This is a genomic window from Phenylobacterium sp., from assembly GCF_035944335.1.
Classification (GTDB): domain Bacteria; phylum Pseudomonadota; class Alphaproteobacteria; order Caulobacterales; family Caulobacteraceae; genus Phenylobacterium.
On sequence record NZ_DASZBG010000012.1, the window covers coordinates 64,612 to 76,502 of the forward strand.

Below are 11,891 nucleotides of genomic sequence, written 5' to 3' on the forward strand. Positions count from 1 at the left end.
TTACTTTTCGCTCATGATTGCGGCGAGCCGAGGACGCAATCGTCGGCGCGACGTCATGCCCCGCCCGCGGCATGCGGCGGTCCGACGCCGGAGCCGACGGCGAAGGCCACCGGCAGCCGACGACCGTCGGAGAAGACCAGGGTCGCGGGAAGCCGATCGCCGGGCTTCAACGCCCGGCCCAGGTCCACGAACATCAGGTGATATGCCCCCGGCGCGAAAACCACCGCGCCGCCCGCCGGGATCTCGATGCTGGGCTGGGCGGCCATGCTCATGACGCCGTGGTCGAGACTCGATCGATGCATCTCCACGCGGCGCGCGGCGGGGCTTTCGACCCGCGCCAGGGCCTTCGCGGTCCGGCCGCGGTTGACCAGCAGCATGTAGCCCACGCCGTTTCCGCCGGCGACGGCCGGCCGGCTCCACGGCTCGCGAACCTCCACCCGGCTCGGGCCAGGCTTGGCAACGGCCGCCGGCGCCACGGCCAGCGCCATACAGGCAAGCAGGATCGGACGACGCATCGGGCAGGCTCCTCGCCAGGACGGCGGGTCTCTAGGCCGTCCACGCAAAATCGCAAAATCGGACCACCACGGGGATCTCCCACGGCGCAGGCGCCCCAGCCGCGCCGGATTGGCGACCGAATTGCGGCCGTGGATCTTGCGTCGGCGCAAGGAACCAAGCGCAGCCGTGAACGTTGTAGGCCCGGCGCAACAGGGGCGCGTCGCGTGAGTAGGTGGGGCGTATGTCGTCGTTCGATCCCGTTGAGGAGCTTGCGGAACGATCGTCCGCGGCCGCCGGGCTGCGTCGGGCAAGCTGCGCCGTCATGCGGGATTTACAAGCAATTGCCGCCACTTCGCGCCGCGGGCGCGCCGAGGCGTCAGCTATCGCCACAGAACACGAGACAAGTGTTCGCAAGTCATTTGATGATTCCGACGAATGCCAGGACGATCGGAATCGGTCACCGGGGGGCTCGCCTCTCCGCCTTCGCATTGCTTGCAGAGGTAATAGTCGTATAGCGTCCTGGTTCAGGCTGATTGAGGCCTTGAGATTGCGGAAAGAGTGTGGCTTCGGCGACACTTACGTAATCGAAGGGGCTTGATATAAACGTGCTGGGTCAATAGGCCGCAGCACTGAGGGCAACGAGAGGGCTCTGAGAAATGAAGTTCAAACTCCTGGCGGGAGCCGCCTTGGCCGCGCTCTTCACCGCGTCCGGCGCCGCTGCTGAAGTCGGCTGGTATGGCGCGGCTGATATTGGCTATCACTGGCCAGAGCCCATGCGGGCCACATCGTCCAACATCGCCGCCAACGGCATTCCCTATATCTGGGACTTCAACCAGAAGAACGATTGGACCGGCTTCGCGCGCCTGGGCTACCAGGTCAGCGATCACTGGCGCGTCGAGCTGGAAGTCGGCTACCGCCCCGGCGACATCAAGTCGGTCCTCGGCGGGACCAACCAAGCCGTCATCGGGCTCTGCACCCCCGGCGTGATCCGTTCGGCTGCGGCCCCGAACTGCGGTTCGCCGACCGGCGACATCAACTCCTGGACCGTGCTGGGCAATGTCATCTACGACATCATGCCCAATTCGGCGCTCGATCCGTTCATCGGCGCCGGCATCGGCGTGAACTCGATCGCAGTCCACACGACCGGCCAGTTCTCCAACGTCACCGGCGTGATCACCCCCCTGGGCGGCGCCAATCCCGCCTTCCAGAACCTGACGGTCAGCGACAACGACACCGTGTTCGCCTGGCAAGTGCTGGCGGGCGTGGCGTGGAAGGCGACCGATCGCCTGAACGTCGACCTGACCTACCGCTACCTCAGCGGTGCGGACATGACCTTCACCTCGGTCGGTTCGTCTCCGGGTGGCCTGCAGCCGGGCAACTTCAAGGGCAAGTACAAGGACGACTCGGTGACGCTCGGCCTGCGGTATTCGTTCGCCGCACCGCCGCCGCCGCCGCCGCCTCCGCCGCCTCCGCCCCCGCCGCCGCCTCCCCCGCCGCCTCCGCCTCCGCCGCCGCCGCCTCCGCCGCCGGCCTTCGAGGCGAAGCAGTTCATCGTGTACTTCCCGTTCGATCAGTACATCCTGACGCCGGAAGCGCAGCAGGTGGTGCAAGAGGCCGCGACCTACGCCAACAACGGTCACGCGACCAAGGTGGTGGTGGTCGGTCACACCGACACCTCGGGTTCCGGCCCCTACAACATGCGTCTGTCGGAGCGCCGCGCGAAGGCGGTGGCCGATGCGCTGGTCGGCCTGGGCGTCGCCCAGACCGCCCTGTCGGTCGACTGGAAGGGCAAGACCCAACCGGCCGTCCAGACCGGCGATGGCGTGAAGGAACCGCTGAACCGTCGTTCGACGATCGACATCAACTTCTAATTTCGATCACGACGGCTTCTTCGGAAGTTTGCGAGAGCCCGGCGGAAACGCCGGGCTCTTTGCATTTGGTCTCCCTCCCCATGAAGGGGCGGAAACGCTCGCAGAGCTTGCCTTCGGCGTAAGAATTCCCATTGTCCCGGCCATGCGCGGAACAGACATGTCCTTCGATCACCTGGACGGGGTAAAATTTGCGGATGAGCGCTCGGCGATCGCCGCCGCCCTGGCCAGCCAACCCCTGACCCAGGAGGACCGCGCGGGCGTCCGCGCCGAGGCCGAGGCCTTGGTCCGCGCCGCCCGCCGCAGCGCCCGAAAGCAGGGCGTCGTCGAGAGCTTCCTGCAGGAATTCAGCCTGTCCACCCGCGAGGGCCTGGCGCTCATGTGCCTGGCCGAGGCCCTTCTGCGCACGCCCGATGAAGAGACCCGTGACCGGCTGATCGCCGAGAAGATCTCATCGGCCGACTGGGCGAGCCACGCCGGGCAGTCCGATTCGCTGCTGGTGAACGCCTCCACGTGGAGCCTGATGCTCACCGGCAAGATCATCGACCCGGACGAGGAGGCGCAGGCCGACCTGCCGGGCTTCATCCGCCGTCTCGCCGGCCGTCTGGGCGAGCCGGTGATTCGCCGCGCGGTGGGCGCCGCGGTCCGCATCATGGGCGAGCAGTTCGTGCTGGGCGCCACTATCGACAAGGCCATCAAGCGCGCCGATCAGGACGGTTTCGTCTGCTCCTTCGACATGCTGGGCGAGGGGGCCCGCACGGCGGCTGACGCCGAACGCTACGAGAAGGCCTACGCCGCCGCCATCCAGGTGGTCGGCAAGCGGTCGAAAGGAAAGGGCCCGGAGACCGGGCACGGCGTCTCGGTGAAGCTCTCGGCGCTGTCGCCCCGGTACGAAGCCCGCGAGGCCGACCGCGTCTGGGCCGAGCTCTATCCGCGCGCGTTCAGGCTCGCCGAACTCGCCGCCGCCGCCGACATCAACCTGACCCTCGACGCCGAGGAGGCCGACCGCCTGGTCCTCTCGCTCGAGCTGCTCGATCGGCTGGCCCGCGAGCCATCCCTGGGCGATTGGAACGGCCTCGGCCTCGCCGTCCAGGCCTACCAGAAGCGCGGACCGCAGGCCGTCGCCGCCGTCGCCGACATCGCGCGCGGCAGCGGCCGGCGCCTGATGGTTCGCCTGGTCAAGGGCGCCTATTGGGATAGCGAGATCAAGCGTGCCCAGGTCGCCGGCCTGCCCGGCTATCCGGTCTATACGACCAAGGCCGCGACCGACCTCTCCTACCTCGTCTGCGCGCGGGCCCTCCTGGCCGCGGCGCCCCACCTTTACGCCCAATTCGCCACCCACAACGCCCACACCCTGGCCGCGGTGCGCCAGATGGCCCGGCAGATGGGGCTGAGCCCCGAGTTCCAGCGGCTGCACGGCATGGGCGAGGCGCTCTACGCCGGCGCCCGCGACCGCTACGGCGACTTCCCCTTGCGCGTCTATGCGCCGGTCGGCAGCCACGAGGACCTGCTGCCCTACCTGGTCCGCCGACTGCTGGAGAACGGCGCCAACACCTCGTTCGTCCACGCCTTGCTGGACGAGCGGACGTCCGTCGAGAAAGTCGTCTCCGATCCCATCTCCCAGGTCGAGGCGGCCGGCGGCGGGCCGCACGCGCGCATTCCGTTGCCGGTGGACCTCTATGGGCCAAGCCGCCGCAACTCGACCGGCATGGACCTTTCCACGGCGCAGGACCGGGCGAAGCTCGCCGAGGCGATCGCGGCGCTCGACGGCGGACGGCTGGAGGCGGGGCCGATCGTCAGCGGAAAGCTCGCGCCGGCCAAACAGCCGCAGGACCGCGTCTCACCCTCCGACCTTTCCCGCGTCATCGGCCGCGCCTGGAATGCGTCCTCCGACCAGGTCGACGCCGCCTATGTCGCCGCCCGCGCCGCCCAGCCGGGCTGGGAGGCGCTCGGGGGCGAGGGCCGTGCGCCCATCCTGCGGGCCATGGCCGACGCGCTCGAGGCCCATCGCGAACGGCTGGTGGCCATCTGCGCCCGCGAGGCGGGCAAGACGCTGAGCGACGGCGTCGCCGAGGTGCGCGAGGCGGCTGACTTCTGCCGCTACTACGCCCACCTGGCCGAGACCCAGTTCGCCTCGCCCGAGACCCTGCGAGGTCCGGTCGGCGAGACCAACCGGCTGTCGCTGCACGGCCGCGGCGTCTTCGCCTGCATCAGCCCGTGGAACTTCCCGCTGGCCATCTTCACCGGCCAGATCGCCGCCGCGCTCGCCGCCGGCAACGCCGTCGTGGCCAAGCCCGCCGAACAGACCCCTCTGATCGCCGCGGCGGCGGTGCGCCTGTTTCATAAGGCCGGATTGCCGGGCGACGTCCTGCATCTGCTGCCCGGCGACGGCGCGAGCGTCGGTCAGGCGCTGGTGGCGCACAAGGATTGCGCGGGCGTCGCCTTCACCGGCGGCACGGAGACGGCGTGGGCGATCAACCGTACGCTCGCAGCGCGCAAGGGGCCGATCGTCCCCTTCATCGCCGAGACCGGCGGTCTGAACGCCATGTTCGTGGACACCACCGCGCTGCGCGAACAGGTCATCGACGACGTCATCGCCTCGGCCTTCGGCTCCACCGGCCAGCGCTGCTCGGCGCTCAGGATGCTGTTCGCGCCCAACGACACCGCCGACCTGCTGATCGAGGGGCTTTCCGGGGCCATGGACGCCCTGGTGCTGGGCGATCCGGCCGACCCGCGTACCGACATCGGCCCGGTGATCGACGACGAGGCGCTGGCCGCCCTGGAGGTCCACGCCGAGCGGCTGGCCGCGGAAGGTCGGGTGTTACACCGCCTGCCAGCGCCGAAAGGCGGCCACTTCTTCGGGCCCGTGCTCGCGGAGATCCCTTCGGCGGCCTCCCTGCAGCGGGAGGTGTTCGGGCCCATCCTGCACGTGGTGCGCTACGACGCCGCCGATCTGGCGGCCGCCGCGCGGCCGCTGGTGGAAGCCGGCTACGGCCTCACCCTGGGCGTCCACAGCCGCCTGGAAAGCTTCGCCGAGGAGGTGCAGAGGACCGTGCCGGCCGGCAACGCCTATGTGAACCGCTCGATGATCGGGGCGGTGGTCGGCGTCCAGCCGTTCGGCGGCGAGGGCCTCTCCGGCACCGGCCCCAAGGCCGGCGGCCCCCACGCCCTCCTGCGCTACGCCGTCGAGCGGGCGGTCAGCGTCAATATCGCCGCTCAGGGCGGCGACCCGGCGCTGCTCAACCTCAATCCCTGAGGTCCGTGCGCACCCGAACCGTCAGCCCAGCCGTTAGGACGGGTTGAAGGAGCGGCCCATGCCCGACCCCGATCCACGCCCAAGGCCCGATACGTCGGACGCCAAGCCCACGCCAAACCAGCCGAAGGACTCCTCCGTCTATGGCGGCCAGTGGAGTCCTGGCGGAGACAAGCCGGCCGACCCGACAACGCCGGATCGCCCTGAGCCGATCAAGGCGCCGCTCGAGTCGCAATAGACTCCCTGCGACCGGGCTGAACCCTTCGGCGCGCGCTGTGCGTTGCGCTCTCCGGGACGGCCTCTCGGGGGCCCGGGTCAGGGAGAGCACATGACGCTGCACCAGGCGCTGGCCTTTGGCCTGGTCGTCGCCACGATTGGCTGCTTCATCTGGGGCCGATTCCGTTATGACCTGATCTCGCTGGCGGCGTTGCTGGCCTCGGTGGCGCTCGGCCTCGTCTCGCCCAAGAAGGCGTTCGACGGCTTTTCCAACGACGTGGTGGTGATCATCGCCTGTGCGCTGGTGGTCAGCGCCGGCTTCGCGCGCTCGGGCATCATCGAAGCGCTGCTGCGGCCCATCACGCCCAGGCTGAAGAGCGCGCGGACCCAGGTTCCGGTGTTCGTTTCAGCCGTCGCCCTGCTTTCCATGACCACCAAGAACGTCGGCGCGCTGGCCATCATGATGCCCATCGCCTTGCAGACGGCTCGCAAGACCGGGACGTCGCCGTCCTCCCTGCTGATGCCGATGAGCTTCGCGTCGCTGCTGGGCGGCCTCGTCACCCTGGTCGGCACCTCGCCGAACATCATCGTTTCCCAGGTGCGGCAGGAGCTCTTCGGCAAGCCGTTCGGCATGTACGACTTCGCCCCCGTCGGCCTGGCGTTGACCGGGCTCGGGGTGGTCTTCCTGGCCTTCGGATACCGGCTCTTGTCGAAACCGCGCGCCCCGGCGGTGACCCTCGACGCCGCGCTCGAAGCCAAGCCCTACGTCACCCAGGTCGAGGTGCCGCAGGACTGGCCGGTGGAGAAGCGCCGCGTCGCCGATCTGCACGCCCAGGCCCAGGGCGACGTCAGCGTGGTCGCCCTGCTGCGCAGTGGGACGCGGAGGTCCACGCCGCACGGCGCCACGGTGCTGAAGCCCGGCGACAAGCTGTTGCTGGAAGGCGACCAGGGCGCGCTCGAGGCGCTCATCGCGCAGGCGAAGTTGACGCTCACCCGCTCCGACAAGCCCGTCGCCATGGAGGAGCCGACCGAGGACGCCCATGTCGCCGAGGTGGTGGTGGAGGCCCATTCGCCCCTGGCCGGCAAGACGGCCCAGCGGATGGACCTGTACGGGCGCTACGGCGTCAACCTGCTGGCGGTCAGCCGCAGCGGCTATCGCCTGACCCAGGTCATCAACCGGACGCGCCTGCGACCGGGCGATATCCTGATGATCCAGGGCGGCGAGCGCACCTTGCCCGCGGCCCTCACCGAGCTCGGCCTCCTGCCGCTCGCCGAGCGCGAGGTGCGGCTGGGCGGCATCCGCCGGGCGCTCGCGCCGGCCGCCATCCTGGCGGCCGCCATGCTGTCCATCGCCTTCCACCTGGCGCCGGTGGCCATCGCCTTCTTCGCCGCGGCCGTGGCCATGGTGGCGTTCGGGGGCCTTCGGATGCGCGACGCCTATGCCGCGCTGGACGGACCCGTGCTGGTGCTGATCGGCGCGCTGATCCCGGTGGGCGAGGCGATCCACGCCACCGGCGGCGCGGACTTGGTGGCCGGCTACCTGTCGCAGGTCCTGGACCTCGCTCCGCCGATGCTGGCCATGGGCCTGATGATGCTGCTGGCGATGGTCAGCGCGCCCTTCATGCACAATGCGCCGACCGTGCTGGTCTTCGGGCCGATCGCCGCCGGTCTCGCCGTGCGGCTGCATCTCAATCCCGACGCCTTCCTGATGAGCGTGGCGGTGGGCGCGGCCTGCGACTTCCTCACGCCCATCGGCCACCAATGCAACACCCTGGTCATGGCGCCGGGCGGCTATCGGTTCTCCGACTACCCCCGATTGGGCGCCCCCCTCAGTTTGCTCGTCCTGGTGGTGGGCATCCCGCTCATAGCTCTGGTTTGGCCGCTGCGGGGCTGACACGGGACGGTCACACTCTCGTGAGCGCCGGCGCCTCCGGTTCGGCCAAAGCCTTGATCTGTCGAGGGCTGGCCGGCGCCGTTAAGGCCTCGTTAACAAAAAAAACCTGGGCGCCGAACCGGCGTCCTCATTGACGACTCCTTAGGCTCTGTGTCCCCATATGTGGGTTGTCTGGCCGTCTGGCCCACAACATCTTGGGGGCGCGGGACCCAAGGCCGGGAGACCGGGGTCCCACACAGAGTATGGGTTTGGGACGATGAGCGAAGCGGCGAAGGTTGGGATTGCCGAGGTTTCGAGCGAGGTCCAGGCGCGCCCTGAGCGCCCGCAACTGCAGCTGGTGAAGAAGGTCGAGGTCGACCGCGCGCGCGACGCCCTGCTGACCGATTTCGGCAAGACGACGCTGGAGGACCGTTACCTGCTGCCGGGCGAGTCCTACCAGGACATGTTCGCCCGCGTGGCCACCGCCTACGCCGACGACGCCGACCATGCCCAGCGGGTGTACGACTATATTTCGCGGCTGTGGTTCATGCCCTCGACGCCGGTTCTGTCGAACGGCGGCGCCAATCGCGGCCTGCCGATTTCCTGCTTCCTCAACGCCGTGCCCGACAGTCTTGAAGGCATCCAGGGCGTCTGGAACGAGAACGTGGCCCTGGCCTCCAACGGCGGCGGCATCGGCACCTATTGGGGCGGCGTCCGCTCGATCGGCGAGAAGGTGAAGGGCGCGGGCCAGACCAGCGGCATCATCCCCTTCATCCGCGTGATGGACTCACTCACTCTGGCGATCAGCCAGGGCTCGCTGCGCCGCGGCTCGGCGGCGGTCTATCTCGACGTACACCATCCGGAGATCGAGGAGTTCCTCGAGATCCGCAAACCCTCCGGCGACTTCAACCGCAAGTCGCTCAACCTGCACCACGGCATCTCGATCACCGACGAGTTCATGGAGGCCGTCCGCGACGGGGCTATGTTCGGCCTCCGCTCGCCGAAGACGGGCGAGGTGGTCCGCGAAGTCGACGCCCGCTCGCTCTGGCAGAAGATCCTCGAGATCCGCCTGCAGACCGGCGAGCCCTACCTGATCTTCGCCGACACGGTGAACCGCTCGATGCCGGCCCACCAGCGCGACCTCGGCCTGAAGGTCCGCCAGTCGAACCTCTGCTCCGAGATCATGCTGCACACGGGCAAGGACCATCTGGGCGTCGAGCGCACCGCGGTCTGCTGCCTCTCCTCGGTCAACGCCGAGAAGTTCCTGGAGTGGCGCGATCATCCGACCTTCATCGAGGACGTCATGCGCTTCCTCGACAATGTGCTGGAGGACTTCATCCAGCGCGCGCCGCCGGAGATGGCCAACGCCGTCTACGCCGCCAAGCGCGAGCGCTCGGTTGGCCTGGGCCTGATGGGCTTCCACTCGTTCCTGCAGAGCCAGAACGTGCCGTTCGAGAGCGCGCTGGCCAAGAGCTGGAACATGCGGCTCTTCAAGACGCTGCGCCGCCAGTGCGACGCCGCCTCGCGCACCCTGGCCGCCGAGCGCGGTCCGTGCCCCGACGCCGCCGACAGGGGGGTGATGGAGCGTTTTTCCCACAAGCTGGCGATCGCGCCGACCGCCTCGATCTCGATCATCTGCGGCGGCACCAGCGCCGGTATCGAGCCGATCCCGGCCAACATCTATTCCCACAAGACGCTCTCGGGCACGTTCGCGGTGAAGAACCCCTACCTGGAGCAGCTGCTCGAGGCGAAGGGCCAGAACAGCGCCGCCGTCTGGGACGGGATCCTCGCGCACGAAGGTTCGGTGGCGCACCTCGACTGCCTCAGCCAAGACGAGAAGGACGTCTACAAGACCGCCTTCGAGATCGACCAGCGCTGGGTCATCGAACTCGCCGCCGATCGCACGCCGGACGTCTGCCAGTCGCAGTCGATCAACGTCTTCCTACCCGGCGACGTGGATAAGTGGGACCTGCACATGCTCCACTGGATGGCCTGGGAACGGGGCTGCAAGAGCCTCTACTACCTGCGTTCCAAGTCGGTGCAGCGGGCGGCGCACGCGGGGGGCGAGGCCCTGGCGGTCGTCGACATCTCCGGCCAGGAGAAGACCGACTACGAGGAATGCCTCGCCTGCCAATAAGCTCGGCTACTGAGGTCATAATTCTCTTGTGACGTCTGTCTAGTCAGGAACCCGCGCCATCGGGCGCTTCCGAATGAGGCAATTCGGGCCCTGGCCTGACAATTGCACGGGCTCGGGAACCGTATTTGGCTTTGCGGCTTTGCTTGTTCGTGGAATTGTGTGGCGTAACTGCGCTATACAGCAGACGGGCTGGGAGAAACGTTTGATGAGGCGGTTGGCTATTCTGGCCATCGTCCTGGGCTGTAGCGGATCGAGCGCTGCGCTCGCCGCGACGTCCGCGGCGCCCACGTCGTCGGCCCAGGCGCTGACGCAAGCTGCTTTCCTGCCGAACGCCCCCGCCAGCGACGCCGACCCGATCGGCCGCCTCCTGGACCACGACAGCTATGCGCCGGGCGGTGGCCTGGTCGGCTGGAGCGGGACTGAGAGCCGGCTGACCGGCGCCTACGGGGCCGGGCCGGTCGATTCCCTGCGCATCCGCGAAGGCGCCCTGTTCGGCGCGCCCGGCGAGCTGCCGCTCACGCGCCGCGCCGACATCGACCCCAGGTCCTACGAGATCGCCCTGATCCGCCACTGGCCGGGCGCCATCAGCTACGACACCGGCCACCTGGCGTTCGACGTCTCGCCGCACGCCGGCCTCGGCGTGATCGGCGGCGACAGCTCCGGCGGCGGCTCGGCCGAAGCCGGCGCCACGGTGCAGCTCTCCAAGAGCGACCTGGCCGGCGAGCGGCTCAAGGCCATGGGCGTGCGCGACGGCGCGAGTTTCGGCCAGCAGGGCCGCTGGTACCTGTTCGCCGCGGCCAGTGGCCGGGCCGTGGGCCTCAACATGCTGCGCGGCGACGGCGGCGGCTGGAACCGCGGCGGCTGGAGCACCGACCCCACCTCCAAGCTGGTGGGCGACACCCAGGTCGGCGTCGGCTGGCGCAAGGGGTCCATGCAGACCTCGCTCGGCTTCGTGCACCGCGAGGTGAAGGGCCAGCACATGATGTGGGGCGTCGATCCCCACTCCGATTCGATGGTCGCCTTCTCGCTGTCGATCCGCCCGCACTCCTGAGGCGCCGCGGCCGCGGGCCCTCCGGCCCAAGGGCCGTCCCCGGTTCATCCACAGAGTTTCACGCAACCGTGCACATATGTAGCGGCTGCGACGGCTAGTAGCCCCCATTAGTAGTGGTACGGTTTGGATCGTCGTTCCGATTCAACCCGAGGCGTTCCCGTGCCGTCCAACGTCCGAAGCCTGCCCGGCCTGCTCACCCCGTCCTTCGCCTACAAGCCCTTCCGCTATCCGTGGGCCTATGATTTCTGGAAGAAGCAGCAGCAGGTCCACTGGATGCCGGAGGAGATTCCGCTCGGCGAGGACTGCAAGGACTGGGCGGCCAAGCTCAACGACCGCGAACGCAACCTGCTCACCCAGATCTTCCGGTTCTTCACCCAGTCCGACGTCGAGGTGAACGACAACTACATGGAACGCTACGCCCGCGTCTTCAAACCCACCGAGGTGAAGATGATGCTGGCGGCCTTTTCCAACATGGAGACCATCCACATCGCCGCCTACGCGCTCCTCCTGGAGACCATCGGCATGCCGGATGCGGAGTTCACGGCCTTCCTCGAATTCCAGGCCATGCGCGACAAGCATGACTACATGCAGCAGTTCGGCGTCGAGACGAACGCCGACATCGCCCGGACGCTCGCCATGTTCGGCGGCTTCACCGAGGGGCTGCAGCTGTTCGCCAGCTTCGCCATGCTGATGAACTTCCCGCGCCACAACAAGATGAAGGGCATGGGCCAGATCATCTCCTGGTCGGTGCGCGACGAGAGCCTGCACTGCGAGGGCATGATCAAGCTGTTCCACGCCTTCAACGCCGAGACCGGCTGCGTGACCAAGACCGTCGCCGACGACATCGTCGACTGCTGCAAGACGGTGGTGGGGCTGGAGGACAAGTTCATCGACCTGGCCTTCGAGGCCGGCGAGGTGCAGGGCATGACGCCCGACGACATCAAGAAGTACATCCGCTTCATCGCCGACTGGCGCCTGCGCCAGCTGAAGCTGCCGGA

Annotated in this window: 8 protein-coding genes; 7 read left to right on the forward strand and 1 reads right to left on the reverse strand. The window is 68.4% G+C overall.

Features of this window, described 5'->3' with window-relative positions:
- Window positions 1-53 precede the first annotated feature (53 nt).
- Window positions 54-515, reverse strand: a complete 462-nt coding sequence (locus VGT80_RS03280; RefSeq protein ID WP_327452841.1) for a copper chaperone PCu(A)C — start codon at window positions 513-515, stop codon at window positions 54-56.
- Window positions 516-1,151: 636 nt separating this feature from the next.
- On the opposite strand from VGT80_RS03280, the gene VGT80_RS03285 reads away from it, so the two are divergent.
- From VGT80_RS03285 to VGT80_RS03315, 7 genes are all read left to right on the forward strand, one after another.
- The gene (locus VGT80_RS03285; RefSeq protein WP_327452843.1) at window positions 1,152-2,366 is read left to right on the forward strand and encodes an OmpA family protein; all 1,215 of its coding nucleotides are present in this window, start codon (window positions 1,152-1,154) and stop codon (window positions 2,364-2,366) included.
- A 157-nt stretch (window positions 2,367-2,523) separates the two neighbouring features.
- Window positions 2,524-5,619: a bifunctional proline dehydrogenase/L-glutamate gamma-semialdehyde dehydrogenase PutA gene (gene putA / locus VGT80_RS03290; RefSeq protein ID WP_327452845.1), complete on the forward strand. Its 3,096-nt coding sequence runs from the start codon at window positions 2,524-2,526 to the stop codon at window positions 5,617-5,619.
- A gap of 58 nt (window positions 5,620-5,677) precedes the next feature.
- Window positions 5,678-5,854 (forward strand): hypothetical protein, encoded by a 177-nt coding sequence (locus VGT80_RS03295; protein ID WP_327452847.1) that lies wholly within the window; start codon window positions 5,678-5,680, stop codon window positions 5,852-5,854.
- 90 nt (window positions 5,855-5,944) lie between these two features.
- Window positions 5,945-7,726: an SLC13 family permease gene (locus VGT80_RS03300; RefSeq protein ID WP_327452849.1), complete on the forward strand. Its 1,782-nt coding sequence runs from the start codon at window positions 5,945-5,947 to the stop codon at window positions 7,724-7,726.
- 256 nt (window positions 7,727-7,982) lie between these two features.
- Window positions 7,983-9,842, forward strand: a complete 1,860-nt coding sequence (locus tag VGT80_RS03305) for a ribonucleoside-diphosphate reductase subunit alpha (protein ID WP_327452851.1) — start codon at window positions 7,983-7,985, stop codon at window positions 9,840-9,842.
- Window positions 9,843-10,047: 205 nt separating this feature from the next.
- The gene (locus tag VGT80_RS03310; protein ID WP_327452853.1) at window positions 10,048-10,893 is read left to right on the forward strand and encodes a DUF2219 domain-containing protein; all 846 of its coding nucleotides are present in this window, start codon (window positions 10,048-10,050) and stop codon (window positions 10,891-10,893) included.
- Window positions 10,894-11,052: 159 nt separating this feature from the next.
- On the forward strand, window positions 11,053-11,891 hold an 839-nt coding region (locus tag VGT80_RS03315; RefSeq protein ID WP_414693888.1), incomplete at its 3' end, for a ribonucleotide-diphosphate reductase subunit beta.

Excerpts from the sequence above, each read along its gene's own strand:
- VGT80_RS03295 (WP_327452847.1), top strand. The coding sequence starts at position 5,678 with ATGCCCGACCCCGATCCACGCCCAAGGCCCGATACGTCGGACGCCAAG.
- VGT80_RS03280 (WP_327452841.1), bottom strand. The coding sequence starts at position 515 with ATGCGTCGTCCGATCCTGCTTGCCTGTATGGCGCTGGCCGTGGCGCCG.
- VGT80_RS03310 (WP_327452853.1), top strand. The coding sequence starts at position 10,048 with ATGAGGCGGTTGGCTATTCTGGCCATCGTCCTGGGCTGTAGCGGATCG.
- putA (WP_327452845.1), top strand. The coding sequence starts at position 2,524 with ATGTCCTTCGATCACCTGGACGGGGTAAAATTTGCGGATGAGCGCTCG.
- VGT80_RS03300 (WP_327452849.1), top strand. The coding sequence starts at position 5,945 with ATGACGCTGCACCAGGCGCTGGCCTTTGGCCTGGTCGTCGCCACGATT.
- VGT80_RS03285 (WP_327452843.1), top strand. The coding sequence starts at position 1,152 with ATGAAGTTCAAACTCCTGGCGGGAGCCGCCTTGGCCGCGCTCTTCACC.
- VGT80_RS03305 (WP_327452851.1), top strand. The coding sequence starts at position 7,983 with ATGAGCGAAGCGGCGAAGGTTGGGATTGCCGAGGTTTCGAGCGAGGTC.